We start from the raw sequence: 25,279 nt of genomic DNA, 5'->3' as shown, positions 1-25,279 counted from the left end.
GGGCGGCGGCCCGTCACCGTCATCGGTCGTCCCCGTCGCCGGTCACCCCCGTCGCCGGTCACCCGTCCTCTTCCCGCTCCTTCTCCGCGAGGTGGATCACGCACACGGTCAGCGCGATCAGCAGCGCCGGGTCGGCGTCGTCCCGGACGACGTCCACGCCGTAGGTGTCCCTGACCGACAGCCACCGCCGCGAGACGACGGCCAGCAGTTCACCGTCGTACTCGATGGCGAACTCCCGGTCGAGGATCTTGCCGCTGACGTCCAGCTCGGTGCCGTCCGCCAGGGCGACCCGGTAGTGGTTGCGCAGCAGGGACAGCCGCTTGCGCTGGATCCGCGCCAGCGGCTCGCCGGCCCGCTCGATCACCATCGTGTCGCGCAGGGCGAACATCTTCTGGTGGATGTCGATGAGCACCCGGCCCTGGGCGTCCTTCAGCTCCCAGGTGTCCCGCAGCCGCATCGCCTTGCCGTCGACGAGGTACGCCTTGTCGCCGTGGTCGTCCTCGATCCAGTAGTCGTCACCGAAGCCGAGGAGCCGGTCGTACACGAGGAATCTCATGTCCGACCGCTTCCCCGTCACGCGCCCGGGGACGCGGCCGGTAGGCCGACAGGAGGACGGCGCGGCGGGACGGCGGGGCGACGGGACGGCCCGGCCCCCGAGGGCTCAGGCGCCGTAGCCGTTGTTGTACCCGTCCCGGGTGTGGTGGTGGGGCCGGTCCTCGACGACGGGGGTCGTCGGCGGCATCACGACGCGGCGGCGCCGGGCGATGCTGCTGAACGTCGCTACGCCGATCAGGCCGACGATCATGAAGATGACACCGACCAGATCGAGGTTGACGCCCTGCATGTCCCAGTCGGTCGCGAACGTGAGGATGGCTCCCACGGCGATGAGGATGATGCACCCGCCGAGGCCCATGAGTGTTGCCTCCCTGTCGAATCCGGTCGGTTCCGGGTTTCCGGTCGATCCGGTTCCGTTCGGGTACCCCCGGCGGGAACACCCATGCGACACAGGGGCGTTCCGGCCGGGACGCGCCCGGGAGACTCAGCCCTCCAGGAACGCCACCAGCGCGTTCGCCAGCAGGTACGGGTCCTCGGCGCCGCACAACTCCCGGGCGCTGTGCATCGAGAGGATGGCCGCGCCGATGTCGACGGTGCTGATGCCGTGCCGGGCGGCGGTGATGGGGCCGATGGTGGTGCCGCACGGCATGGCGTTGTTGGAGACGAAGGTCTGGAAGGGGACGTCCGCCCGCTCGCAGGCGGCGGCGAACACCGCGCGGCCCGAACCGTCCGTGGCGTAGCGGTTGTTGACGTTGACCTTGAGGATGGGGCCGCCGTTGACCCGCGGGTGGTGCGTCGGGTCGTGCCGCTCCGCGTAGTTGGGGTGGACGGCGTGGCCGGTGTCGGAGGACAGGCAGACGGTGCCGGCGAAGGCGCGCGCCCGGTCCTCGTACGACCCGCCGCGCGTGAACACCGAGCGCTCCAGCACGCTGCCGAGGAGCGGCCCGTCGGCGCCGGTGTCCGACTGGGAGCCGGTCTCCTCGTGGTCGAAGGCGGCGAGGACCGGGATGTACGGCAGGTCCGGGCCGGCGGTCGCGACGGCGGCCAGGGCGGCCACCCCGGCGTGCACGGACAGCAGGTTGTCCATGCGCGGGCCGGCCACCAGGTCCCTGTCGCGGCCCAGGTACGCCGGGGGCTCCACGGAGTGGGTCATCAGGTCCCAGCCGGTGACCTCGCCGCGGGTGAGACCGGCCTCGTCCTCCAGGAAGGCGATCAGGTCGCCGTCGCGGACGGTGTCGCCGAGGCCCCAGACGGGCTGGAGGTGACGCTGCTTGTCGAGCTTGAGGCCCTCCGCGGTGACGTTGCGGTCCATGTGGATGGCCAGTTGCGGGACGCGGAGCAGCGGGCGGTCGACGTTCACCAGGCGCGTCGAGCCGTCGCGCAGCGTCAGGCGGCCGGCCAGGCCCAGGTCCCGGTCCAGCCAGGAGTTCATCAGCGGCCCGCCGTAGATCTCCACGGCGACCTGGCGCCAGCCGTACGACCCGGTGTCGGGGCGCGGCTTCACCCGCAGGTTGGGGGAGTCGGTGTGCGCGCCGACGACGCGGAACGGGGTGTGCGGGCCGGCGCCCTCCGGGACGTACCAGGCCACGATCGCGCCGCCGCGCAGCACGTACCTGCCGCCGGAGGTCCCCTCCCAGGCGTCCGTCTCCGCGACCTGCCGGAAGCCCGCCTTCTCCAGCCGCTCGGCGGCGTTCGCCACGGCGTGGTACGGCGTCGGGCTCGCCGCCAGGAAGGACATGAGGTCGTCGGTGTGGCCGCGGTCGAAGCGGGAGGGTGCGCTCATGGGTTCACCTTAACGACGCGCGAGGGCCCGCCTCCGGTAGTCCGGGAGCGGGCCCTCGTGAGGGGTGTGTGGGATTGGTGGAGGCCCGGGAGGGGCCCGCGACCGCCCTAGAACGCCGCCTCGTCCAGCTCCATCAGGTCCAGCTCGACACCCTGGGCGACCTTGCGGGCCATGGTGACGCCGGGCAGGACGTTCGCGGCGAAGAACTTCGCGGCGGCGATCTTGCCGGTGTAGAACGCCTTGTCCTTGGCGGAGGCGGTCGGCAGCTTCTCGGCGGCGATCGCGGCGCCCTTGAGGAGCAGGTAGCCGACGATCACGTCACCGGAGGCGAGCAGCAGGCGGGTGGTGTTGAGGCCCACCTTGTAGATGTTCTTGACGTCCTGCTCGGTGGCGGCGAGGTCGGTGAGCATCAGGCCGACGATGGCCTCCAGCTCGACGGCGGCCTTGGCGAGGTGCTCGCGGGCGCCGGACAGCTCCTCGCCGCCGGTGCCGAGGGCGAGGAACTTCTTGATGTCCTCGGCGAGCGAGTTCAGCGCGGCGCCCTGGTTGCGGACGATCTTCCGGAAGAAGAAGTCCTGGCCCTGGATCGCCGTGGTGCCCTCGTACAGGGTGTCGATCTTGGCGTCGCGGATGTACTGCTCGATCGGGTACTCCTGGAGGAACCCGGAGCCGCCGAAGGTCTGGAGCGACTGGGCGAGCTGCTCGTAGGCCTTCTCCGAGCCGTAGCCCTTGACGATCGGCAGGAGCAGGTCGTTGAGGGCGTGCTCGGTGGCGGCGTCCTCGCCGTTCGCCTCCTTGACCTGGATCTCGTCCTGGACGGAGGCGGTGTACATCACCAGCGCGCGCATGCCCTCGGCGTACGCCTTCTGCGTCATCAGGGAGCGGCGGACGTCCGGGTGGTGCGTGATGGTGACCTTGGGGGCCGTCTTGTCCATGAAGTTGGCCAGGTCGGGGCCCTGGACGCGCTCCTTGGCGTACTCCAGGGCGTTGAGGTAGCCCGTGGAGAGGGTGGAGATCGCCTTCGTGCCGACCATCATGCGGGCGAACTCGATGATGCGGAACATCTGGCGGATGCCGTCGTGCTTGTCGCCGATCAGCCAGCCCTTGGCGGGGTGGCGGTCGCCGAAGGTCATCTCGCAGGTGTTGGAGGCCTTCAGGCCCATCTTGTGCTCGACGTTGGTGGCGTAGACGCCGTTGCGCTCGCCCAGCTCGCCGGTCTCGAAGTCGAACTCGTACTTCGGGACGAGGAAGAGGGACAGGCCTTTGGTGCCCGGCCCGGCGCCCTCGGGGCGGGCGAGGACGTAGTGGAGGATGTTCTCCGACATGTCGTGCTCGCCGGACGTGATGAAGCGCTTCACGCCCTCGATGTGCCAGGAGCCGTCCTCCTGCTGGACCGCCTTGGTGCGGCCGGCGCCGACGTCCGAGCCGGCGTCCGGCTCGGTGAGGACCATGGTGGAGCCCCACTGCTTCTCGACGGCGATCGAGGCGATGTGCTTCTGGACCTCGTTGCCCTCCTCGAAGAGGATGCCCGCGAAGGCCGGGCCGGAGGAGTACATCCACACGGCCGGGTTGGCGCCGAGGATCAGCTCCGCGTACGCCCAGATCAGGGAGCGCGGCGAGGTGGTGCCGCCGATCTCCTCGGGCAGGCCGAGCCGCCAGTACTCGGAGTCCATGAAGGCCTGGTAGCTCTTCTTGAAGGACGCCGGGACCGGCGCGGTGTTGGTCTGAGGGTCGAAGACCGGCGGGTTGCGGTCGGCGTCGGCGAAGGACTCGGCCAGCTCGTTCTCCGAGAGGCGGCACAGCTCCTCGAGGACGCTCTTGGCGGTGTCCGTGTCCATCTCCGCGAACGGGCCGCTGCCGTACACCTTGTCGCGGCCGAGCACCTCGAAGAGGTTGAACTCGATGTCCCGGAGATTCGGCTTGTAGTGCCCCATGGCGACGGCTCCGTTGAGAGATCGGCGAGGCACTGACTCCTCGCATCTGTACACATACCGACTGCGCGTACCAAGCAGTGTCTACGATGATGCTACCCGTCGGTAATAAGAAGCAACCCCGAGCCCGTCATCTGTGACGCGGCACTCGCTACTCTTTGCGGCATGTACGGCTACGACCAGACCGCTGGCCAACAGCAGCAGCAGTACGCCCCGCCGCAGCAGCCGATGTCCGGTGGGTACGGGCAGCAGCCGCCGCTGTACCCCGAGCCGTCCCCGCCGTCGCTCGCGGACGCGGTGCGCGCCTTCACCACGGGCCAGATGTCCGCCGAGGACTTCCAGCAGGTCTTCGCGACCTCGAAGGTCTACTGCCCGCGCGGCGACAACCCCGGCTTCCTCGCGCTGCACAACACCCAGCAGCCGGTGATCCCCATGTTCACGGGGCTCAAGGAGCTGCGCCGCTACGCCGGCAAGGAGTCCAAGTACTTCGTGATCACGGGCGCCGAGGTGATCGACCTCCTGCCGACCGGCTACGGCTTCGTGCTGGACATGGAGGGTGAGCACCGGATGGTGTTCGACGCGAAGGCCGTCGAACAGATGGTCGATTTCGCGATGCGCCGGATGTACGGCTGACCCGCTGTCGTCGCCGAGGAAGCCCGGAGGGAATGCCCTCCGGGCTTTCTCGGTTTGAGGTGGCAAGAAGTTCAACGCTCAACTAAAGTGGGGCGCACACCGCCCGAGGAGGACGACATGCCTGCCGTGACCGTCGAGAACCCGCTGACGCTGCCCCGCGTATCCGCGTCCGCCGACGCCGTCGCCCGTCCCGTGCTCACCGTCACGACCGCGCCCAGCGGTTTCGAGGGGGAGGGCTTCCCGGTGCGCCGCGCGTTCGCCGGGATCAACTACCGCCATCTCGACCCGTTCATCATGATGGACCAGATGGGTGAGGTGGAGTACGCGCCCGGGGAGCCCAAGGGCACGCCCTGGCACCCGCACCGCGGCTTCGAGACCGTCACCTACATCATCGACGGGATCTTCGACCACCAGGACTCCAACGGCGGTGGCGGCACCATCACCAACGGCGACACCCAGTGGATGACGGCGGGCTCCGGCCTGCTGCACATCGAGGCGCCGCCGGAGCAGCTCGTCATGTCCGGCGGGCTCTTCCACGGCCTCCAGCTGTGGGTGAACCTCCCGGCCAAGGACAAGATGATGGCCCCCCGCTACCAGGACATCCGCAGCGGCTCCGTCCAGCTGCTCACCTCCCCGGACGGCGGCGCGCTGCTGCGCGTCATCGCCGGTGAGCTGGACGGCCACGACGGACCCGGCATCACCCACACGCCGATCACGATGGTCCACGCGACCCTCGCGCCCGGCGCCGAGGTCACCCTGCCCTGGCGGGAGGACTTCAACGGCCTGGCGTACGTGATGGCCGGACGCGGGTCCGTGGGCGCCGAGCGGCGTCCGGTCCGCCTCGGCCAGACGGCCGTCTTCGGCGCCGGCGGTTCGCTGACCGTCCGCGCGGACGACAAGCAGGACGCGCACACCCCCGACCTGGAGGTCGTCCTGCTGGGCGGCCGGCCGATCCGGGAGCCCATGGCCCACTACGGCCCGTTCGTGATGAACACCAAGGACGAGCTGATGCAGGCGTTCGAGGACTTCCAGAAGGGCCGCCTGGGCACCGTCCCGGCCGTGCACGGCATGTCGGAGGCCGGGCCGGAGGCCTGAGACGCGGGGCAGGACGACGCGTCACCCGGGCGGGCCGTCCGCGCAGGACAGCCCGCCCGGCGCGTGATCGGCTGAGGGCGTGCAGCTGCTTCCCGGTCCGGTACGTCGGTTCGCCGCCTGGTGCGCCGTCGTCCTGCTCGCCAGCGGGGTCGTCTACGTCGCCATCCGGCTCTGCGTGGAGTTCCGTACCGCGGTGACGCCGGCCCTGCTCGCGCTGCTCGGCACCGCGCTGCTCCGGCCGCTGTACCGGCGGCTGGTCGAGGCGCACGTGCAGCGGTCGCTGGCGGCCGGGCTCACCTGTGTCGCCGTGGTGGCCGTGGTCGGCGGGGCCGTGTACATCGTGGTCTCCGCGCTCGTCGAGACCGGCGACCAGATCGTGGCCTCGCTGCGGGACGCGGCGCAGGGTGTCGCCGACCACTTCGGGGCGGCGGGGACCTCGCTGGACGACCTCGCCTCCAACGCGCGCGAGCTGCTCGGCAGGTTCGGCGGCACCGCCGCCTCCGGGGTGATCACCGGGGTGAGCGTGGTGGGCGAGATGCTGGCCATGGCCGTCCTCGCCCTGCTGCTCGTCTTCTTCTTCCTGCGGGACTCCGACCGGGCCGTCGGCACCGTGCGGGCGCTGGTGCCGGCCCGCAGCGCCGACATGGCCGAGGCGATGGCCCGCCGTGCCTTCGGGGCCGTCGAGGGCTTCATGCGGGGCACCACCCTGATCGCCCTCATCGACGCCCTGTGCATCACCGTCGGACTGCTCGTCTTGCGCGTGCCCGGCGCGGTCGGGCTCGGGGCGCTGGTCTTCGTCGGCGCCTACATCCCCTACCTCGGCGCCTTCCTCTCGGGGGCCGTGGCCGTGCTGGTGGCGCTGGCCGACCGGGGGTTCGTCATCGCGCTGTGGGCCGTCGGGGTGGTGGTGGCCGTGCAGGTGCTGGAGGGGCACGTGCTCCAGCCGATGATCCAGAGCCGGACGGTGCAGATGCACCCGGCGGTCGTGCTGCTGGCGATTACGGCGGGGGCGTCGGTGGCGGGCATCCTGGGGATGCTGCTCGCCGTCCCCCTCACCGCCGCCGCGTTCGGCGTCGTCCACGAACTCCAGGCGCGTTACGCGGCCGCGGGGCCGTCCGCCGCCGCGTCGACAGGCCCCGGGGACTCGTAGACCTCGTACCAGATGCTCTTGCCCTCGCCGCGCGGGGCGACGCCCCACGCGTCCGCGAGCATCTCGACCAGCATCAGGCCCCGCCCGGAGGACGCCATCTCCCCCGGCCGGCGCTTGTGCGGCAGGTCGTCGCCGTTGTCGGTGACCTCCACCCGGATCCGCCGCTCGCCCGGCTCGCCGGTGACCTCGGCGACCAGCAGCGCGTCGGCGTCCGTGTGGACCAGGACGTTCGTCAGCATCTCGGAGAGCAGGAGCACCGCCGCGTCCAGCTGGTCCTCGCTGGGCCAGTCGTGCAGCAGGTCGCGCAGGTGCTGCCGGGCGGTGGCGATGCGCTCCGGCTCGGCCTGCGCGACCGTCAGCATCGTGCGGCGCAGCGGGGTCCGGACCACCGGGCTGTCGCCGCAGCCGCAGCCCTCGCCCTGCCGGCACAGCAGCAGCAGGGCGATGTCGTCCTCCCGCCGGTCGGCCAGCGGGCCGGTGGTGTGGTGCGAGGAAGGGCCGTGCACGGCCTGGACCAGGGCGTCGGCCAGCTCGTCGAGGTCGCCGTCGTGCTGCTCCAGGATGACGCGGAGCCGGTCCCAGCCGGAGTGCAGGTCGTGGCCGCCGGTCTCGACCAGGCCGTCCGTGCACAGCATCAGGGTGTCCCCGGGTTCCAGGGCGAGCCGCGTGATCGGGTAGTCGGAGTCCGGGTCGATGCCGAGGGGCAGGCCGCCCGCCGTGGCCCGGATCAGCGCCGTCCCGTCCGACATGCGGACGACAGGGTCCAGGTGCCCGGCGCGGGCGCTCTCCACGGTGCCGGTCGCGGGGTCGACCTCGGCGTAGTAGCAGGTCGCGAAGCGCGAGTCGGCGGGGTCGTCGTCGGACTGGGCGAGACCGTGGAAGAAGTGGGAGGCGCGGGAGAGCACCGCGTCGGGCCGGTGGCCCTCGGCGGCGTAGGCGCGCAGGGCGATGCGCAGCTGGCCCATCAGCCCGGCGGCGCGTACGTCGTGCCCCTGGACGTCGCCGATGACCAGGGCGAAGCGGCCCCCGGGCAGCTGGATCATGTCGTACCAGTCGCCGCCGACCTGGAGGCCGCCGCCGGTGGGGACGTAGCGGGCGGCGACCCCCATGCCGGGGATGTCCGGGCCGAGCACGGGCATCATGGAGCGCTGCAGCCCCTCGGTCAGCTCCCGCTGGGTCTCGGCGGCGCCCGCCCGGGACAGGGCCTGGGCCAGCATCCGGGCCACGGTGGTCAACACCGACCGTTCGTCCGGCGTGAACGCGACCGGATAGGCGAAGGCGGCCATCCAGGCGCCCATCGTGCGGCCCGCCACGGTCAGCGGCAGGAAGGCCCAGGAGCGGCGGCCGTACTGCTCGACGAGCGGCCAGGTGAGGGGGTAGCGGGACCGGTACTGGTCGGGGGAGGAGAGGTAGACCGCGCGTCCGGTGCGGACCACCTCGGCGGCGGGGTAGTCCGTGTCCAGCGGCATGTTCACGAACGGGTTCATGTCGTTGCGGGGCTGCCCGTGGTGGCCGATGACGGTCAGCCGGTCGCCCGACGCCCCGAACACCGCGAGTCCGTCCGGTGAGAACCCCGGCATCGACAGGCCCGCCGCGACCCGCAGCACCTCCTCGGTGGACCGCGCCTCGGCCAGTGCCCGGCCCGCGTCCAGCAGGAACGCCTCCCGCGAACGGCGCCAGTCGCCGGTGACCGCGCTGCGCCCGGCGGGTGTGCCCGGCGTGGGCTCGGCGACCTCCTGGAGGGTGCCGAGCAGCTCGTACGTCCTGCGTTCCGGGTCGAAGGTGGGCCGGGAGCGGCTGCGCACGATCCGGACGACGTGGCCCAGCTCGTCCATGATCCGGATCCTGACCTCGGCGAGGGTGCCCTCCGCCACGGCGAGCTGGACCACTCCGGTGACCTCGTTCCAGTCCACCGGATGCAGCCGGGCCCGTACCTGCGCCTCGGTGAGGCAGGCCCGTTCGGGGGGCAGCCCGAGCAGCCGGGCCGCCTCCGCGTCGACCGTGACCTGCCCGGCGGCCGTGTCCCAGTGCCACAGGCCGGTCGCGAGAGCGGCAAGGACGTCCCCCACCTCGGGCAGGGGCTCACCAGTGCGCATTTCCCCACTGTAAGAAGAGGTGATCGCACGCTGCCACCGCTCGCTCGCCCGCCCGCTCGCCGCAATGGGGAAGAACGGAGCCACAGGTCCCCGGTACGCTGGGGGTTGTTTCACGCTGGGGTTGTTTCACGTGAAACGCGAAACACCATCCCCGATCCACGAAGGCTGGATGAACGACGATGCATCGGTACAGGTCCCACACCTGCGGCGAGCTCCGCTCCTCTGACGTCGGCACCGACGTCCGACTGAGTGGCTGGCTGCACAATCGGCGCGACCTGGGCGGCATCCTCTTCATCGATCTGCGCGATCACTACGGCATCACGCAGCTCGTGGCCCGTCCGGGCACCGAGGCGTACGAGACGCTGGACAAGCTGACCAAGGAGTCGACCGTCCGGGTCGACGGCAAGGTCGTCTCCCGGGGCGCCGAGAACATCAACTCCGACCTGCCCACCGGTGAGGTCGAGGTCGAGGTCGGCGAGGTCGAGCTGCTCGGCGCCGCCCAGCCGCTGCCCTTCACCATCAACACCGAGGACGGGGTCAACGAGGAGCGGCGGCTGGAGTACCGCTTCCTGGACCTGCGCCGCGAGCGCATGCACCGCAACATCATGCTGCGCACGGCGGTCATCTCCGCCATCCGGCACAAGATGGTGGCCCTCGGCTTCAACGAGATGGCGACGCCGATCCTGACCGCGACCTCCCCCGAGGGCGCCCGCGACTTCGTCGTGCCCTCCCGGCTGCACGCGGGCCGCTTCTACGCCCTTCCGCAGGCGCCGCAGCAGTTCAAGCAGCTGCTGATGATCTCCGGCTTCGACCGGTACTTCCAGATCGCGCCCTGCTTCCGCGACGAGGACGCCCGCGCCGACCGCTCGCCGGGCGAGTTCTACCAGCTCGACGTCGAGATGAGCTTCGTCGAGCAGGAGGACGTCTTCCGCCCGATCGAGCAGCTGATGACCGAGCTGTTCACCGAGTTCGGTGACGGCCGCGAGGTCACCTCCCCCTTCCCGCGCATCCCGTTCCGCGAGGCGATGCTGAAGTACGGCTCCGACAAGCCGGACCTGCGCGCCCAGCTGGAGCTGGTCGACATCACCGACGTCTTCGAGGGCTCGGAGTTCAAGGCCTTCGCCGGCAAGCACGTGCGCGCGCTGCCCGTCCCGGACGTCGCGGGCCAGCCCCGCAAGTTCTTCGACCAGCTCGGCGACTACGCCGTCTCGCAGGGCGCCAAGGGCCTGGCCTGGGTCCGCGTCGGCGAGGACGGCTCGCTGACCGGGCCCATCGCGAAGTTCCTCACCGAGGAGAACGTCGCGGAGCTGACCAAGCGGCTCGCGCTGGCCCCCGGCCACGCGGTGTTCTTCGGCGCCGGTGAGTTCGACGAGGTCTCGAAGATCATGGGCGCGGTGCGGGTCGAGGCCGCCCAGCGTGCCGGGCACTTCGAGGAGAACGTCTTCCAGTTCTGCTGGATCGTCGACTTCCCGATGTACGAGAAGGACGAGGAGACGGGGAAGATCGACTTCTCCCACAACCCGTTCTCGATGCCGCAGGGCGGCATGGACGCCCTGGAGAACCAGGACCCGCTGGACATCCTGGCCTGGCAGTACGACATCGTCTGCAACGGCGTCGAGCTGTCCTCCGGCGCGATCCGGAACCACGAGCCGGACATCATGCTCAAGGCCTTCGCGATCGCCGGCTACGACGCGGAGACCGTCGAGCGCGAGTTCGCCGGCATGCTGCGCGCGCTGCGCTTCGGCGCCCCGCCCCACGGTGGCATCGCCCCGGGCGTCGACCGCATCGTGATGCTGCTGGCCGACGAGCCCAACATCCGCGAGACCATCGCCTTCCCGCTCAACGGCAACGCCCAGGACCTGATGATGGGCGCGCCCACGGAGCTGGACGAGACCCGCCTGCGCGAGCTGCACCTGACGGTGCGCAAGCCGCAGCCGAAGTAGCCACGACGGACAAGGGCCCGTCGGCGGAGCGACTCCGCCGACGGGCCCTTGCCTGCGTCATGTCGCTTCGCAGCGAAGTAGACCCTGAGTGGAATGGTGATCGGTCCGGCAGGCGCGGCGTTACCCCCGGCACCGTCCACGTCCGCGACTCCAAGTACCGGGATGTCAGCCCCCGCCTCGCCCTCGCGCCGAAGGCCCCGGACGGGGTTCGTGGCGTGCACCTGCGGGAGCTGACCTCTCGGCTCACTTCTCGGGGAGATCCGCCGCGCCGGTGCCCGGGGTGAACAGGTCCTCCGCGCGCTCCACCGTGCCGGCGCGGTCGAGCCAGTCGTTCAGGAGGGTGAGGTCGGCGCACGTGGCGATGCGCTCACGAACGGCATCGGTGATCACCAGGCCCCGCACTTCCAGCACCCGCAGCACGCCTTTGGCCTCGCCCTCGGCCTTTCCCTCGGCCTTTCCCTCGGCCTTTCCCGCGAGGTACTTCTCCTCGAACAGCGTCCCGTGACCCGGGAAGTAGGTGACGGCGTTCTGCATCAGTTTTCTCCAATGCTTCTTGGTCGGCGTGGATTCGAGACCGACTTCCACCATCTCGAACCAGTACCTCGTGATGTCCTGCTCGAAGGAGAGCAGCCCGCGCGCGACGGTTTCCAGTATGGCGGGCGCGCGGCGGCTCTCGCTGTGCACGATGGCGGAGAGCACCGCGAGGGCGGGACGCCGGGCCACCATCGCCTCGTCGGTCACCTCGGGGACGGTCTGGGGCCCCAGGACGATCGGCCGGGTGGTCTGCGTCGGCCAGGAGGCCACGGCGCACTCGAAAGGGCCCATGGCCCACTCCGCCGTGGCACGGTCCCGGCAGACCGCCACCAGCACGACCGGCAGGTCGTACTTCGCGCACAGGTACGCGACGTAGTACGACCAGCTCCGCGCCTTGTCGGGGTCCTTCTTCGTCTGGGACTCCACGGCGAGCAGGAAGTGCTCCCCCATGTCGGGCGCGAACCTGAGCACCGTGTCCACGCGGCGCTCCAGCGGCCGGATCTCGGTGGCGTCGGGGGACAGTTCGTCGAAGTTCTCCTTCGAGGGCGGCGGGAGTCCCAATGCCTCGAAGACGGGCGCGAGCGCCTCCGGATGCTCTTGGAAGAGACGGTGGGAGGCCTCGTGTGTCGATGTGACCATGCGCGCTAATCAAGCGCGCTGACGGCAGGAGCGCCTGGCATATGCCGACGCATTCACCCGTTCGGGGAGTGGGGAAACGTTCGCTCCTGCCGGGTGCTCGCGGGTGCTCGTGTCAGCGGGCCACGAACTGGGTCAGGATGGCCTGGACCTCGTAGATGTCGACGCCCTTGGTGAAGGTCTTCTGGATGGGGGCCGGGGAGCCGGAGAGCCAGATCTTCAGTTCGGCGTCGAGGTCGAAGGTGCCGGCCGTCTCGACCGCGAAGTGCGTGATGCTGCGGTACGGGATGGAGTGGTACTCGGTCTTCTTGCCGGTGATGCCCTGCTTGTCGACCAGGATCAGGCGCCGGTCGGTGAACAGGATGGTGTCGCGGATCAGCAGGTACGCGGCGTGGACCTGCTCGCCGTGGCCGAGCAGGCGCGCGTACTCGTGCTGCGCCTGGGCCGGGTCGATGCTGTGCGCGTTGCCGAAGAGTGCCATGGATGTCCCCCCACGTGAGCTGGTTCTTCCTACGATCCTCGCAAACGCGGAAGGCCCGGGAGAAGCGTCTGCCTCTCCCGGGCCCCTGCTGTAGCGAGCGCGTTACGCGGTCGGCTTCTCCTCGAGACGGGGGAAGAGGACCGCGCCCTTGGTGACCGTCGAACCGGCCGGCAGGCGGCCCCAGTCCGCCGCGTCCTGGACCCGCTGGTCCGCGAGGGCGCCCAGGTTCGCCTCGGCGCCGAGGGAGTCCCAGAGCTTCTGGGAGGTGTCCGGCATGATCGGGTTCAGGAGGACCGCCACCGCGCGGAGGGACTCGGCGGCCGTGTAGAGGATCGTCGCCAGGCGGGCCTTGCCCTCCGGGGAGTCGTCCTTGGCGACCTTCCAGGGCTCCTGTTCGGTGATGTAGCCGTTGACCTGCTTGACGAAGTCGAAGACGGCCAGGATGCCGCCCTGGAAGTCCAGCTCCTCGCCGATCTTCCGGTCGGCCTCGGCGACCGCCTTGGCCAGGCCGTCGTGGATGGCCTTCTCCGCGTCCCCGTCGGCCGTCGCGGCCGGCAGCTCACCGCCGAAGTACTTGCCGACCATGGCCGCCACGCGCGAGGCGAGGTTGCCGTAGTCGTTGGCCAGCTCGCTGGTGTACCGGGCGGAGAAGTCCTCCCAGGAGAACGAGCCGTCCTGGCCGAACGCGATCGCGCGCAGGAAGTACCAGCGGTACGCGTCCACGCCGAAGTGCGAGGTGAGGTCCTGCGGCTTGATGCCGGTCAGGTTGGACTTGCTCATCTTCTCGCCGCCGACCATCAGCCAGCCGTTCGCGGCGATCTTCCCGGGCAGCGGGAGGCCCTGGGCCATCAGCATCGCCGGCCAGATGATCGCGTGGAAGCGGAGGATGTCCTTGCCGACCAGGTGCACGTCGGCGGGGAACGTCGACTCGAACTTCTCCGGGTTCTCGTTGTAGCCGACCGCCGTGGCGTAGTTCAGCAGGGCGTCGACCCACACGTAGATGACGTGCTTGTCGTCCCAGGGGACCGGCACGCCCCAGTCGAACGTCGAGCGGGAGATGGAGAGGTCCTGGAGGCCCTGGCGGACGAAGTTCACGACCTCGTTGCGCGCGGACTCGGGCTGGATGAAGCCCGGGTTGGCCTCGTAGTGGGCGAGCAGCTTCTCGGCGTACGCGCTCAGCTTGAAGAAGTAGTTCTCCTCGCTGAGGATCTCCACCGGCTTCTTGTGGATCGGGCACAGCTTCTGGCCCGCGTACTCGCCCTCGCCGTCGAGCAGCTCGCCGGGGAGCTTGTACTCCTCGCAGCCCACGCAGTACGGGCCCTCGTAGCCGCCCTTGTAGATCTCGCCCTTGTCGTACAGGTCCTGTACGAACTCCTGGACGCGGTCGGTGTGCCGCTGCTGCGTGGTGCGGATGAAGTCGTCGTTCGCGATCTCCAGGTGCTCCCAGAGAGGCTTCCACGCCTCGGTGACGAGCTTGTCGGCCCACTGCTGCGGGCTGACGCCGTTCGCCTCCGCGGTGCGCATGATCTTCTGACCGTGCTCGTCCGTGCCGGTGAGGTACCACACCTTCTCACCGCGCTGGCGGTGCCAGCGGGTGAGCACGTCGCCTGCGACGGTCGTATAGGCGTGGCCCAGGTGAGGAGCGTCGTTGACGTAGTAGATGGGGGTCGAGACGTAGTACGCCTTCGTCCCCTGCTTCTCGGTTCCAGTGGCCGCCATGGTCGAAATCCTACTGGTCGGACGGAGATCGACTCACACGCGTTTCGGCGGGCGGACGGAGGGGTCTTCCTCGTCTCCCTCTCCGTCCGCCCGCCCGCGCGGGGCCCTACGGGCGCCAGGTGGCCAGTACGCCCTCGTACAGCTCCTTGTCGGTGAGCTCCTTGGGGGTCTCGCCGGCGAGGAGGTGGGAGGTGTTGGGCGTCTTCAGCTTGCGGAGGTAGTCGAAGGCCTTGTTCTCGGGGTCACCGAAGGCGACGAAGGAGAAGTGGACGTCCGGGTGGTCGGCCGCGGCCTTGGTGAGGGCCTGGGTGGCCGGGGTCTTGGCGTCGGGGGCGCCGTCGGTCTGGAAGACCACCAGGGCGGGGGTGCCGGGGGCTTCCTTCGCGTGGTGGGCGAGGACGGCGTCCACGGCGGCGTGGTAGCTGGTGCGGCCCATGCGGCCGAGCGCCGCGTGCAGCTCGTCGATCTTGTTCTCGTGGTCGGTGAGGGTGAGGTCGCCGGTGCCGTCCAGCTCCGTGGAGAAGAACGTGACGTGGACCGTGGCCTCGGGGTCGAGGTGGGCGGCGAGGGCGAGGGTCTGCTCGGCGAGGGCCTGGGCGGAACCGTCCTTGTAGTACGGGCGCATGGAGGCGGAGCGGTCGAGGACGAGGTGGACCTTGGCGCGGGTGCCGGTGAGGTCGTACTTCTTGAGGGTGGCGGCGGCGGCCTTGTAGGCGGTGGTGAGGCCGGGGGCGGTGGAGCGGATGCGGGTGGCTGGCGTCGCCGACGTGGCCTCCGGCTGGGGGGTGGGGGTCGCCTCGGCTTCGCCTTCGGCGTCCGGGTTCCCACCCGCACCACCCGTGCGGGATTCAGTGTCGGGTGCGGGTGGCCCCTGTGGGGCCTTGGCGCCGTCGGCGGCCGCGGGTTCGGGGGTGGGCTTCGCCTTCGCCTTCGGCTCGGCCTTTACCTCCGGCTCCGGCTCCGGCTCCGTCTTCGCCTCGGGTTCGGGCTCCGGCTTTGCTTCCGGCTCCGGCTCCGTCTTTGCCTCGGGCTCGGGCTCGGCTTTCGCTTCCGGCTGGGGCTCTGGGGCCGACTGCGGGGCGGGGGTGGGCTCGGGGGCCGGTTCGGGCTCCGCCTGTGCCTCCGGCTGCGGCTTCGGCTCGGCCGCCACCTTCGTCTCCGGCTGAGGCTCGGGCTCCGCCTCCGGCTCGGGGGTGGGCTCCGGCTCCGGGGTGGGCTCCGGCTCCGGGGTGGGCTCCCGCTTTGCCTCCGGCTCCTGCTCCTGCTCCCGCTGCGGGGACGCGGGCGTTTCCGGGGTTTCCGTCGGCTTGGGGACTGTGACGTTGGCGAAGGCAGCCTTGACGAGTTCGTGCTCGTCGGGGGAGGTCTCCGTGCGGGGCTCGGGGACCTGGGGTGCCGGTGCGGAGCCGGTGGCCTTCGGGGGGTCCGGGGTCTCGGCCGGCTCCGTGGGCGCGGTGGGCTGGGACGGGAGCTGCGGCTCCGGCGTGGTGGCCGGCGGTGCCGTCTCCTGCGTAGCACCCTCCGCCTGGGCGGCCCGTTCCTTGCGTGACCGGCCGAACACGTTCCGCAGAGAGGTGAGAATGCCCATGTGCGCAACCCTTCGCGTGAGTTGATGCCCGTTAATCCCTGGCCAGGACGGACACGTAAGGTTAGCGGCCCCGACTTGTGATCTTGTGCAGGGTCCGCCACGAACGCGCGGGCGCGTCAAGGTGGGATCGAGACGGCACGGCAATTCCCTTCTGGCTTCCGTGGGTTCACGCGCCGTTCACCGCGGCGCCCGTCTCCCGCACGTATGTGCACCTACGGTCGCGCTGACACCAAGGGCATCCAGGGATTCTCAAGGGGAGAACACAGTGCGCAAGCTCCTGCCGTTGATCGGTACGCCGTCCGGTTCCCACCCCGGCGGCCGGTCCGCCATGACCTGCCGTTTCCGGTGTGGTGACGCCTGCTTCCACGAGGTGCCCAACACCAGCTCCAACGAGTACGTCGGTGACGTCATCGCCGGTGCCCTCAGCCGCCGTTCGATGATGCGTGCCGCCGCCGTCGTCACCGTGACCGCGGCCGGTGCCGGGGCCGTGGGCGTGGCGGGGGCGCCCTCGGCGCAGGCCGCGCCGGCGGCCGGGAAGGGCCACGGGACCGGGCACGGGAAACCGTCGAAGACCCAGGGCGCGCGCGGGCTGCGGTTCGCGCCCGTCGCTCCCAACACCGCCGACGCCGTCACCGTCCCGGAGGGGTACCGGCAGGACGTCGTGATCCGCTGGGGCGAGCCGATCCTGCGCGGGGCGCCCGCCTTCGACCCGGAGCACCAGACCGCCAAGGCCCAGGCCGGCCAGTTCGGCTACAACAACGACTTCCTCGCGCTGCTGCCGCTGCCGGGCGAGCGCGGCCGGCAGATCCTCGTCGCGAACCACGAGTACACCGACGAGGTGCTCATGTTCCGCGGCTACGACGCCGCCAACCCGACCCGCGAGCAGGTCGAGATCGCCTGGGCCGCGCACGGCCTGTCCGCCGTCGTCGTGGAGGAGGACCGCCGGAGCGGCAAGCTGACGCCCGTGACGCGTCACCACCTCAACCGCCGGATCACCGCCACCACCGAGTTCCGGCTGACCGGCCCCGCCGCCGGCTCCGACCTGGTGAAGACCTCCGCCGACCGCTCCGGCCGCAAGGTGCTCGGCACCCTCAACAACTGCGCCGGCGGCACCACCCCGTGGGGCACCACCCTGCACGGCGAGGAGAACTTCAACCAGTACTTCGCCAACAGCAGCCGCGCCACGGACAAGCGGTACGGCATCGGCACCGGCGCCACCGAGCGCAAGTGGGAGCGGTTCGACAAGCGCTTCGACGTGGCCCAGGAGCCGAACGAGCCGCACCGCTTCGGGTACGTCGTCGAGCTGGACCCCTACGACCCCGACGCCACGCCCCGCAAGCACACCCTGCTCGGCCGGTTCAAGCACGAGGGCGCCACCGTACGGCTGACCCGGGACGGGCGCCCCGTCGTCTACACCGGCGACGACGAGCGGTTCGACTACTTCTACAAGTTCGTCGGCAGCAAGCGGATGCGCAAGGGCAACGGCCGCGGGGTCCGCGAGCACAACCTCTCGCTGCTCGACGAGGGCACGCTGTACGTCGCCAAGCTCACCGGCGACTCCCCGGCGATCGAGATCGACGGCACCGGCAAGCTGCCCGCCGACGGCGAGTTCGACGGCAGCGGCGTCTGGATCCCGCTGGTGACGGCCGACGAGGACGGTGCCGTCTCGCACGTCGAGGGCATGACCCCCGAGGAGGTGTGCGTCTTCACGCGCCTGGCCGGTGACAAGGTCGGCGCCACCAAGATGGACCGGCCCGAGGACATCGAGCCCAACCCGCACACCGGCAAGGTGTACGTCGCCCTCACCAACAACTCCAACCGCGGTGTCGGTTCCAACGCCAAGGCGGACGAGGCCAACCCGCGCAACGCCAACAAGCACGGCCACGTCCTGGAGCTGACCGAGCGCTGGAACCAGGCCGACGCCACCAGGTTCGCCTGGTCGCTGTTCCTGGTCGCCGGTGACCCGGCCGACCCCGCGACGTACTTCGCGGGCTTCCCGAAGGACCGCGTCAGCCCGATCTCCTGCCCGGACAACGTGGCCTTCGACGACCACGGCAACCTGTGGATCTCCACCGACGGCAGCGCCCTCGGCGGCCACGACGGCCTCTTCGGCGTCGCGACGCAGGGCGAGCGGCGCGGTGAGCTGAAGCAGTTCCTGACCGTGCCCAAGGGCGCCGAGACCTGCGGCCCGGTCGTCCAGGACCGGCGCGTGCTGGTCGCCGTGCAGCACCCGGGCGAGATCGACGGCGCCTCCGTCGAGAAGCCGGCCAGCACCTGGCCCGACGGACCGGGCAAGCTCGTGCGCCCGGCGGTCGTGGCGGTGTGGCGCGCGGACGGCCGCGACATCGGCGTCTGAGCACTGAGCACCCCTGCCGTGCGCGCCCGCTGAGCGGGGCCGGTGTCAGCCGGCCCCGTGCAGCGTGAGGTCGACGACCAGCGCGCGGTGGTCGGTGTCCGCCAGGTCCAGGAACCGGGCGCGGTGCGCGGCGAACTCCTCCGACACCAGGACGTGGTCGATCTGCACGCCGAACGCCGGCGCGGTCCGGGCCGGCCAGGTGACCGTGCGGTCGGCCCCGGCCAGCCGGGCCGCGTCGCGCAGCCCCGTGTCGAGGAGGCGGCGGAAGGCGGCGTGATCCTGGGAGGCGTTGAAGTCGCCGGCGAGGACGGCGGGGGTCCCGGTGTCCTCGGCGGCGGCGTCGCGCAGGGCGTCCAGTTCCTTCCGCCACAGGCCGACCTGGTCCGGCAGCGGCGGCATCGGGTGGGCGAGCTGGAGGCGTACGGCGTGGCCGCGCACGTCGGCGACGGCACCGGGCATGCCCATGGTGGCGGGGACGCCGGGGGCGGCCCGCAGCGGGAAGACGCTCAGGATCACCGACCCCTCGGAGCCGCCGCCCTCGACGGCCCGCCGGTGGGGGTAGTCGGCGGCCAGCTCGCGCCGTAGCGCCGCGTCGCAGGTGTACTCGCACTCCTGCACGAAGACGAGGTCGGGCTCCTCGCGCCGTACGGCGGCGATCAGCTCGCCCGTCCCCTGACCGAACTCGACGTTCGACGTCAGCACGCGCAGCTCGGCCACGGGTGGCCCGGCGGGCTCGTCCGTCGTGCCGTACGGCTCGATGAACCAGGCCAGCAGGCCGAGCAGCGCGACGCCCCACACCGCGCCGGTCCACCACCGGGCGAGCAGCGACAGCAGCAGGCCGGCGCCGGCCGGTACGAGCAGCCAGGGCAGGAAGGCGAGCAACTGCGGCACCGGCGTGATGCCGTCGGTGTCGGCGACGCGGCAGCCGACGACCACGCTCACGCCGGCGAACAGCAGGGCCGCCCACCAGGCCCCGGGCCGCCACCCGGCACGGCGGGCCGCCGGCCGGTCGCGGGAGTCCGTCCACTCACCGGTCGCCGTGTCGGTGTCCAAGTCCCGGCCCTTCACTCGTGGGGGTGATGCCCGAATCCTCCCTCAAGGACGGGAACCGGGCCCCGGGAGTTGCGCGCACGGGACGCGCTGCGCCCCGCGTGGGACTCCCCGCGGGGGCGCGTCGGAGCCGGTCGGGGAGCGCGGGGCGTCTCACAGGCGGGCGCGGGTCGGGTGGGGCGGTGCCGGGTCGACGGGGTCGGCCGGGGGGAAGCGGCGGCGGTGCAGCAGGTGGCCGTAGCGGCCGGCGAGCCAGGAGGCCAGCGCGACCGTCAGGCCGAGGACGACCAGCAGCCAGGACGCCGTGCGCAGGGTCCCGGTGAGGGCGTCGTAGACGGCGCCGGCGGCCGGGTCGTTCACCGCGTCGGGCAGTTCGGCGAGGGTGAGGCGGCGGCCGACCACGACGGCGAGGGCCAGCAGCGCGCCGCCGACGGCGGTGCCGATCCCGGCGGCCGTGACCGCGCGCCGGCGGCAGGCGGCGACGGCGATGCCGGTGAGCGCGAAGACGACGGCCGTGAGCGGGAGCCACAGAGCGGCGACGTCCAGCACGTGGTAGCCCTTCCTGAGCCGGTCCACCTCGTGGGCCGGGAGCACGGTGACCGTGGTGTGCCGGACCGGGATGCGCCGGGCGAACGGCACGTTGTCCGCGGCGAGCCGGTCCTTGACGCGGGCCGTCACGGGGGCCAGGTCGACGGTGACGGGCCGGCCGGCCGCCCCCTCGTCCCGCAGTGCGCGCAGTACGGCCTCGTGGACGGCGCGGTGGGCCGCGTTCCAGCCCTCGCGGAAGGCGTCGGTGCCGGTGAACGAACGTGCCGCGTCCTGCGCGAAGAGCCGGACGGAGCCGTTCACGGGGCCGGCCGCGACCGCGTCCACGACCCCGTCGCCCACCGTGTCGGCGACGGCCTCCCGGACGTCCGGGTCACCGGCGAGCGGTGCCATGGCGGCGACGTACCGCCCCGTGTCGGCCAGCCCGTACGCCGCCCAGGCCGCCAGCGTGCCGCACGGCGCGAGCAGGCAGGCGAGGGCGATCAGGACGGTCGGCAGGGTGCTCCGAAGACGTGGCGACACCCTTCCAGGCAAGACGCCGGGAGCGGCGCGGGCGACCGGCGTGACTGCATATGGCCCCCGCGACCGGACCGAACGGGCGTCCCGCCCGGGGCGGTCGCGGGGTACGGCGGCCCGTCCGGCCAGGAGGACGCGAGGGGGCGGTGGGGCGTGCCGTCCGGTCCGGCCCAGGGGCCGCGGACGAGCACCCACCTGTGTAGCCAGCCAGCCAGCCCCGCCCCCCGGCCCCGGTCTCGCCCCCCCGCCCCGCCGACGGGGCCGCCCGTCAGGCGATGCGGTGGCCCGTCGCGTCCTCGTGGGTGTAGTAGCGGTAGAACAACGCGGCGAAGACCGCCGCCGCCAGCAGCAGGGACACGACGACGCAGGTGAACATCGCCACGCCGCTCTGCGCGTACAGGAACCCGAGCGCGCTGCCCGCGAACGCGCCCCACAGCACCGCGTGCCCCTCGCGCGGCAGCCGCTGGGCCACCGCCCGGACCACGGCGTAGAGCACGACGAACGCGAGGACGGTCAGGAAGCCGAACAGCAGGTTCCAGCCGGTGATGGGTCCGCCGTGGCGGTTGATGGACGCGGCCCAGTAGCCGTAGACCAGCCCGATCCCGACGGGCACCGCCCACTTCGCCACCTTGTGCGTCCGCTCGTCGAAGACGTCCGGCGTCGTCGTACGGGCGCCCGGGCCCGTCCCGGTGGAAGTTCCGGTGGACGTCCCGGTGGACGTTCCGCGTGCCGGTACCGCGTGAGCCATGGGAGCACTCCTCTCGCCTCGCCCCCGACTACCAGCGCACACCTGTGCGGCCCGGGCGGCAAGTCAGGATGCGTGCCGCCGGGGAGCGTGTTTCGCTGGGGCCCGTGAGGGGTCGCGTCCGCAGGCCGGAAGGCGGCCGGTGGCGGCTGCTCGGCCGGCTCGTCCACGCCGCCGGCCGGGGCGACGCCGTGTCCCGGCACGAACTGCTCAGCGTGCGCGGCCACAGCGTGGCCTGGCTCTTCCCGCTGCTGATGCTCGCCGGCATCGTCCTGGCCGACACCAGGACCGGCAGGTACGAGATCATCTCCTGGACCGTCCTCGTGCCCGGCGTCGCCGCCGCGATCTGCGGGGTGCGGACCACCGCCCTCTACGCGCTGGCCGCCGTCGGCGTCTACGTCCTCGCCGACACCACCTGGCAGCACCGCGAGCAGACCGGGCTGCCCGGCCTGTTCCTGGTCACCGTCGGCGGGACCATCGCCGTGGTGGCCGCCGCGGTCCGGGTCGACGGCGAGCGGCGGATGCTGCACATGCGGGACATCGCCGACACCACCCGCCGCACCGTGCTGCGCCCCCTCCCGCCGGGCTTCGGCGGCCTCGACCACGCCGCCGTCTACCTCTCCGCGGACACCGTGGCCCGGGTCGGCGGCGACTTCTACGACATCCAGCCCGGCCCGCACGGCACCCGCGTCCTGGTCGGGGACGTCCAGGGCAAGGGGCTGGGGGCGGTGGAGACGGCCGCCGCGCTGCTCGGCACGTTCCGGGAGGCGGCGTACCACGAGCCGGACCTCGCGACGGTCGCCGAGCGCCTGGAGATCCGCATGCGGCGCCACCGCTCGCACACCGCCGCCCTCGGCCACGCCGACGGCGACCGGTTCGCCACCGCCGTGCTGGTCGGCTTCTCGGACGACCTGCCCGACGCCGTGGACGCCGCCGTGTTCGGACACGAACCCCCGCTGGCGGCCGGCCCCGGCGGCGTGCGGCGGTTGCCGGCCGTCGGCGGGCTGCCGCTGGGCATGGGCGACCTCGTCCCGGGTCCGAAGACACCGCCGGTGCACCGGCTGGCGCTCGCCGCGGACGAGACGCTGCTGGTGGTCACCGACGGGGTGACCGAGGCGCGCGACGCCGAAGGGTGCTTCTACCGGCACGCCGAGGCGGTCACCGACGCCGTCGCCGCCGACCCCGCGAACGCCGAGCCGTCGCGGCTGGTGGCACTCGTGCGGGACGGCACGCTGCGGCACTGCCGGGGGCGGCTGGAGGACGACACCACGGTCTTCGCGGTACGGCGGCGGGAGGGGCCGGCCGGTGACTGAGTGTCCCGCTCCGCGACCGCAGCGGTTACGGTGCTGCCGTACGTGATCGACAGGGGGAGGGGACATGCCCGGAACCGTGCTGCTGCTCGCGGCGTCGCCCGTGGGCCGGGGAGGGCTGGTGGACGCCGCGTCCGTGCTCCCCGTGCTCGCGGCCGTGCCGCCGGCCGTGCTCTCCGGCACCGACACCGCGAACGTCGTCGAGCTCGCCGACCCGCTGGAGCCGCAGGCCGTCCTCACCCGGCTGCGGGCCGCGGCGGCGGCCCCCGGACCGCTCACCGTCTACGTCGTCGGCCAGCTCCAGCTGGACCGGCGTCAGCGCCTGCCGCACCTGGCGCTGGCCCGTACGACACCGGCGACCGTCCGCTACACGGCCCTGCCCTGGCACTGGATCCGGGAGGAGCTGCGGCTGCGGCCGAGCGGCGCGACGACGCTGCTGCTCGACCTGCACGCGGACCAGGAGACCTGGCAGTGGCTGCGGGCGAACCCGCTGGACTGCGGGCGCAACAACGCCGTCTACGGCCGCGTCGCGCCGCCGCCCTCGCGGCGGACGGTGGGGGCCCCGGCGTACATGCGTGCCGTCGCCACGATCCTGCGCAGCGGGCACCGGCCGCCGCCGGACGAGCTGCACCGGCAGGCGCTGGCCCGTGCCGCGGCCGAGGATGCCGTGGGCGGCGGGCCGGCCGGCGCGGACCTGGTCCTGGCGGCGCCGGGACCGGTGGAGGGCGACCCGCACGCGGTCATCGCCGCCGCCGTGCAGTCGGGGCGGCACGCGGACGCCGACGCGCTCGCCGCGCGGTACGAGCGGGCCGCCGCCCACGCGCACGGGCCCGGCTCGGAGGACGCCCTGCACTGGACGGAGGTCCGGGCCGACCTGGCGATGTTCGCGGGGGACCCGGTACGCAGCTGCCGGGCGTGGCTGACGGTGGCCGAGGCCCGGCTGGGCGCCGGGCAGCCGCCCGAGGCACCCGCGGTCGAGGCGGCCGTCGACCGGGCCCACCACCAGTGGGGGAAGATCCGTGACACCGGGCCCGCCCGCGAACTGGGCGCCGCGCTGGCCGCGCTGCGGGGCCGGGTGCCCGGCAGGCGCGAGGGCGCACTGGACCACGTGCGGCGGGAACTGAGCCGGTTGCAGACCCAGGGGTGAGCGGGGCCGATGCCTGGCGGTCCCGGCTGTCCCCGGCGGTCCCGGCGTCCCGGCCGCCTCAGCCGCCGGTGCCGTCGGAACCGCCGGTCAGGGAGTCCGGGACCGGGGCGGTGTCCGGCGCGGGGGCCGTGGGAGGCGGTGCGACCGCGGCCGTCGGGCCCACGCCGGCGGCCAGCTGCAGGCAGGCCACGGCGGCGACGGCGGCGGCGAGGGCTCTGACGTGGCGTTCGGCGGTGCGGGGGCGGTCGGGCACGGTGTCCTCTGACGGGCTCGTACGGGCCGTGTGCCAAGCTCGGTCGAGCAGACTCGATCCACGATTCAACCTAGGGCCGTCGGAGCACGACGGCAAGAGCGGCCGGCTGGAGGCGGCCCCCGACGCCTGCCGCACGGGCCTCGGACACCGCACGGCGCCCGGCACGACGAACCTGGGGCCGGCCGGCCCCGCGCAGCAGCCGCTGCAGAGGGCTCCCGGCCCGGCCGCACGGGCCGGTGGAACTCCTGCGGCCCCCTGCGTCCGAGAGCGCCGGTCGCCCGCCCGCGGACCGCGTCCCGCCTCGGGTTTCCCCGGGTCGGGCAGGGGTAGTCGTGCCCCGGCCGCGTGAACGAAGGAGGCGGTGTGCGTGCGGCCCAGCGACGAACCCCGGTGGCCCCCGGACGAGCCGCACGCCGCCGAGCTGATCGCGGCCCGGCTCCGCGGCGCGCCGCCGGGCGAGGTGCCCGCACGGCTGTGCGAGCTGGCGGTGCGCCTGCTGCCGGTGAGCGGGGCGAGCGCGTCGCTGCGCGGCGAGGGCGTACCGGTACGGCTGTGCGCCAGCGGTGACCGGGCCTCGTACCTGTCGGAGATACAGACCACCCTCGGTGACGGGCCCTGTGTGAGCGCCGCCGGATCGGGCGTCCCGGTGCTCGCCGGCGACCTGACGGCGGGGGCCGACGCGGGCCGGTGGCCCGTCTTCGCCCAGCAGGCGACGGCGGTCGGCGTACGGGCGGTCTTCGCACTGCCGCTCGGCAGCGACGGCGTCTGCCTGGGCACCCTCGACCTCTACCGGGACGCCCCCGGCGCCCTGACCGGCCCGCAGCTGCGTCTCGCCCGGCTCGTGGCCGGGATCATGACCGTGGCGCTGATGGCGCTGCCGCTCGGGGAGGATTCCTGGCTGGACGAGCTGGCCGGGGACCACGACGAGGTCTACCAGGCGGTCGGCATGATCATGGCCCAGCTGGGTGTCGGCGCCGACGAGGCCCTGGCCCGCCTGCGCGGCGACGCGTTCGCCCGGGGCCGCACCGCCCACGACGTCGCCCACGACGTGCTCACCCACCGCCGCCGCTTCGACCGCGACGCCCCCTAGGACCTGCCCGCCGGTCCCCGGCCTCTCCGGCCCCCGGCCTCCCCGGCCCTCGTACGGCGTCGGCCTCCCCGGCCCCCGCAGGCCCCGGCCCTCCGGGCGCGCACTCGCGCGCCCGGAGGGCC

At 72.4% G+C, this 25,279-nt stretch carries 21 protein-coding genes; 8 read left to right on the top strand and 13 right to left on the bottom strand.

Going from position 1 to position 25,279, the window contains the following annotated elements; all coding sequences use genetic code 11:
• Positions 1–58: 58 nt before the first annotated feature.
• The 4 genes from ACFIF2_RS14845 to ACFIF2_RS14830 form a co-directional block, all read right to left on the bottom strand.
• Positions 59–556: an LURP-one-related/scramblase family protein gene (locus tag ACFIF2_RS14845; RefSeq protein WP_395573097.1), complete on the bottom strand. Its 498-nt coding sequence runs from the start codon at positions 554–556 to the stop codon at positions 59–61.
• Positions 557–661: 105 nt separating this feature from the next.
• Positions 662–913, bottom strand: coding sequence for a DUF6458 family protein (locus ACFIF2_RS14840; protein ID WP_376674559.1), 252 nt, complete (start codon positions 911–913; stop codon positions 662–664).
• 126 nt (positions 914–1,039) lie between these two features.
• Positions 1,040–2,338 carry a M18 family aminopeptidase gene (locus ACFIF2_RS14835; RefSeq protein ID WP_395573096.1) on the bottom strand — a complete coding sequence of 433 codons (1,299 nt, stop codon included), beginning with the start codon at positions 2,336–2,338 and terminating at the stop codon, positions 1,040–1,042.
• Positions 2,339–2,445: 107 nt separating this feature from the next.
• Positions 2,446–4,272 carry an acyl-CoA dehydrogenase gene (locus ACFIF2_RS14830; protein ID WP_395573095.1) on the bottom strand — a complete coding sequence of 609 codons (1,827 nt, stop codon included), beginning with the start codon at positions 4,270–4,272 and terminating at the stop codon, positions 2,446–2,448.
• A 162-nt stretch (positions 4,273–4,434) separates the two neighbouring features.
• Between ACFIF2_RS14830 and ACFIF2_RS14825 the strand changes: the two genes are divergently transcribed.
• From ACFIF2_RS14825 to ACFIF2_RS14815, 3 genes are all read left to right on the top strand, one after another.
• Positions 4,435–4,902, top strand: coding sequence for an SseB family protein (locus tag ACFIF2_RS14825; protein ID WP_395573094.1), 468 nt, complete (start codon positions 4,435–4,437; stop codon positions 4,900–4,902).
• 117 nt (positions 4,903–5,019) lie between these two features.
• Positions 5,020–5,997, top strand: coding sequence for a pirin family protein (locus ACFIF2_RS14820; RefSeq protein WP_395573093.1), 978 nt, complete (start codon positions 5,020–5,022; stop codon positions 5,995–5,997).
• Between the two features lie 79 nt (positions 5,998–6,076).
• The gene (locus ACFIF2_RS14815; RefSeq protein ID WP_395573092.1) at positions 6,077–7,147 is read left to right on the top strand and encodes an AI-2E family transporter; all 1,071 of its coding nucleotides are present in this window, start codon (positions 6,077–6,079) and stop codon (positions 7,145–7,147) included.
• Here the strand turns inward: ACFIF2_RS14815 and ACFIF2_RS14810 are convergent.
• Positions 7,093–9,243: a SpoIIE family protein phosphatase gene (locus ACFIF2_RS14810; RefSeq protein WP_395573091.1), complete on the bottom strand. Its 2,151-nt coding sequence runs from the start codon at positions 9,241–9,243 to the stop codon at positions 7,093–7,095. The genes ACFIF2_RS14815 and ACFIF2_RS14810 overlap by 55 nt on opposite strands.
• 179 nt (positions 9,244–9,422) lie before the next feature.
• On the opposite strand from ACFIF2_RS14810, the gene aspS reads away from it, so the two are divergent.
• Positions 9,423–11,186 (top strand): aspartate--tRNA ligase, encoded by a 1,764-nt coding sequence (gene aspS / locus ACFIF2_RS14805; protein ID WP_395573090.1) that lies wholly within the window; start codon positions 9,423–9,425, stop codon positions 11,184–11,186.
• A 243-nt stretch (positions 11,187–11,429) separates the two neighbouring features.
• On the opposite strand, the gene ACFIF2_RS14800 is transcribed toward aspS, so the two are convergent.
• The 4 genes from ACFIF2_RS14800 to ACFIF2_RS14785 all read right to left on the bottom strand — a co-directional run bounded on the left by ACFIF2_RS14800 (position 11,430) and on the right by ACFIF2_RS14785 (position 16,144).
• Complete coding sequence (locus ACFIF2_RS14800; protein ID WP_395573089.1) at positions 11,430–12,359, bottom strand: hypothetical protein; 930 nt, start codon at positions 12,357–12,359, stop codon at positions 11,430–11,432.
• A gap of 112 nt (positions 12,360–12,471) precedes the next feature.
• The gene (locus ACFIF2_RS14795; RefSeq protein WP_395573088.1) at positions 12,472–12,837 is read right to left on the bottom strand and encodes a PH domain-containing protein; all 366 of its coding nucleotides are present in this window, start codon (positions 12,835–12,837) and stop codon (positions 12,472–12,474) included.
• Between the two features lie 102 nt (positions 12,838–12,939).
• Positions 12,940–14,556, bottom strand: a complete 1,617-nt coding sequence (gene metG / locus ACFIF2_RS14790) for a methionine--tRNA ligase (protein ID WP_395573087.1) — start codon at positions 14,554–14,556, stop codon at positions 12,940–12,942.
• A gap of 106 nt (positions 14,557–14,662) precedes the next feature.
• The gene (locus tag ACFIF2_RS14785; protein ID WP_395573086.1) at positions 14,663–16,144 is read right to left on the bottom strand and encodes a VWA domain-containing protein; all 1,482 of its coding nucleotides are present in this window, start codon (positions 16,142–16,144) and stop codon (positions 14,663–14,665) included.
• A 265-nt stretch (positions 16,145–16,409) separates the two neighbouring features.
• Here ACFIF2_RS14785 and ACFIF2_RS14780 point away from each other — a divergent pair, with 265 nt between their 5' ends.
• Positions 16,410–18,500: a PhoX family protein gene (locus ACFIF2_RS14780; RefSeq protein WP_395573085.1), complete on the top strand. Its 2,091-nt coding sequence runs from the start codon at positions 16,410–16,412 to the stop codon at positions 18,498–18,500.
• Between the two features lie 45 nt (positions 18,501–18,545).
• Here the strand turns inward: ACFIF2_RS14780 and ACFIF2_RS14775 are convergent, their stop codons facing one another.
• The 3 genes from ACFIF2_RS14775 to ACFIF2_RS14765 all read right to left on the bottom strand — a co-directional run bounded on the left by ACFIF2_RS14775 (position 18,546) and on the right by ACFIF2_RS14765 (position 21,360).
• Complete coding sequence (locus ACFIF2_RS14775; protein WP_395573084.1) at positions 18,546–19,553, bottom strand: endonuclease/exonuclease/phosphatase family protein; 1,008 nt, start codon at positions 19,551–19,553, stop codon at positions 18,546–18,548.
• A 150-nt stretch (positions 19,554–19,703) separates the two neighbouring features.
• Positions 19,704–20,618 (bottom strand): hypothetical protein, encoded by a 915-nt coding sequence (locus ACFIF2_RS14770; protein ID WP_395573083.1) that lies wholly within the window; start codon positions 20,616–20,618, stop codon positions 19,704–19,706.
• A 262-nt stretch (positions 20,619–20,880) separates the two neighbouring features.
• On the bottom strand, positions 20,881–21,360 hold the full coding sequence (locus tag ACFIF2_RS14765; RefSeq protein ID WP_395573082.1) for a hypothetical protein: 480 nt from the start codon (positions 21,358–21,360) through the stop codon (positions 20,881–20,883).
• A 68-nt stretch (positions 21,361–21,428) separates the two neighbouring features.
• Here ACFIF2_RS14765 and ACFIF2_RS14760 point away from each other — a divergent pair, with 68 nt between their 5' ends.
• On the top strand, positions 21,429–22,670 hold the full coding sequence (locus tag ACFIF2_RS14760) for a PP2C family protein-serine/threonine phosphatase (protein ID WP_395573081.1): 1,242 nt from the start codon (positions 21,429–21,431) through the stop codon (positions 22,668–22,670).
• Between the two features lie 64 nt (positions 22,671–22,734).
• Entirely contained in the window at positions 22,735–23,814 is a 1,080-nt protein-coding gene (locus ACFIF2_RS14755; RefSeq protein ID WP_395573080.1) for a hypothetical protein, read from the top strand.
• Between the two features lie 58 nt (positions 23,815–23,872).
• Here ACFIF2_RS14755 and ACFIF2_RS14750 read toward each other — a convergent pair whose 3' ends face one another.
• Complete coding sequence (locus ACFIF2_RS14750; RefSeq protein WP_395573079.1) at positions 23,873–24,067, bottom strand: hypothetical protein; 195 nt, start codon at positions 24,065–24,067, stop codon at positions 23,873–23,875.
• A 361-nt stretch (positions 24,068–24,428) separates the two neighbouring features.
• On the opposite strand from ACFIF2_RS14750, the gene ACFIF2_RS14745 reads away from it, so the two are divergent.
• Positions 24,429–25,157, top strand: a complete 729-nt coding sequence (locus tag ACFIF2_RS14745) for a GAF and ANTAR domain-containing protein (protein WP_395573078.1) — start codon at positions 24,429–24,431, stop codon at positions 25,155–25,157.
• Positions 25,158–25,279 lie beyond the last annotated feature (122 nt).

The sequence above is a fragment of the Streptomyces sp. BK79 genome (genome assembly GCF_044142145.1).
In the GTDB taxonomy this organism is placed as follows: domain Bacteria; phylum Actinomycetota; class Actinomycetes; order Streptomycetales; family Streptomycetaceae; genus Streptomyces.
Note: the sequence above shows the minus strand (reverse complement) of the source record. Positions and strands in the feature narration are given on the sequence as shown.

What these genes read in the sequence shown, in the direction of transcription:
- ACFIF2_RS14845 (WP_395573097.1), bottom strand. Translation starts at nt 556, where the DNA reads ATGAGATTCCTCGTGTACGACCGGCTCCTCGGCTTCGGTGACGACTAC.
- ACFIF2_RS14840 (WP_376674559.1), bottom strand. Translation starts at nt 913, where the DNA reads ATGGGCCTCGGCGGGTGCATCATCCTCATCGCCGTGGGAGCCATCCTC.
- ACFIF2_RS14835 (WP_395573096.1), bottom strand. Translation starts at nt 2,338, where the DNA reads ATGAGCGCACCCTCCCGCTTCGACCGCGGCCACACCGACGACCTCATG.
- ACFIF2_RS14830 (WP_395573095.1), bottom strand. Translation starts at nt 4,272, where the DNA reads ATGGGGCACTACAAGCCGAATCTCCGGGACATCGAGTTCAACCTCTTC.
- ACFIF2_RS14825 (WP_395573094.1), top strand. Translation starts at nt 4,435, where the DNA reads ATGTACGGCTACGACCAGACCGCTGGCCAACAGCAGCAGCAGTACGCC.
- ACFIF2_RS14820 (WP_395573093.1), top strand. Translation starts at nt 5,020, where the DNA reads ATGCCTGCCGTGACCGTCGAGAACCCGCTGACGCTGCCCCGCGTATCC.
- ACFIF2_RS14810 (WP_395573091.1), bottom strand. Translation starts at nt 9,243, where the DNA reads ATGCGCACTGGTGAGCCCCTGCCCGAGGTGGGGGACGTCCTTGCCGCT.
- aspS (WP_395573090.1), top strand. Translation starts at nt 9,423, where the DNA reads ATGCATCGGTACAGGTCCCACACCTGCGGCGAGCTCCGCTCCTCTGAC.
- ACFIF2_RS14800 (WP_395573089.1), bottom strand. Translation starts at nt 12,359, where the DNA reads ATGGTCACATCGACACACGAGGCCTCCCACCGTCTCTTCCAAGAGCAT.
- ACFIF2_RS14795 (WP_395573088.1), bottom strand. Translation starts at nt 12,837, where the DNA reads ATGGCACTCTTCGGCAACGCGCACAGCATCGACCCGGCCCAGGCGCAG.
- metG (WP_395573087.1), bottom strand. Translation starts at nt 14,556, where the DNA reads ATGGCGGCCACTGGAACCGAGAAGCAGGGGACGAAGGCGTACTACGTC.
- ACFIF2_RS14785 (WP_395573086.1), bottom strand. Translation starts at nt 16,144, where the DNA reads ATGGGCATTCTCACCTCTCTGCGGAACGTGTTCGGCCGGTCACGCAAG.
- ACFIF2_RS14765 (WP_395573082.1), bottom strand. Translation starts at nt 21,360, where the DNA reads ATGGCTCACGCGGTACCGGCACGCGGAACGTCCACCGGGACGTCCACC.
- ACFIF2_RS14760 (WP_395573081.1), top strand. Translation starts at nt 21,429, where the DNA reads ATGCGTGCCGCCGGGGAGCGTGTTTCGCTGGGGCCCGTGAGGGGTCGC.
- ACFIF2_RS14755 (WP_395573080.1), top strand. Translation starts at nt 22,735, where the DNA reads ATGCCCGGAACCGTGCTGCTGCTCGCGGCGTCGCCCGTGGGCCGGGGA.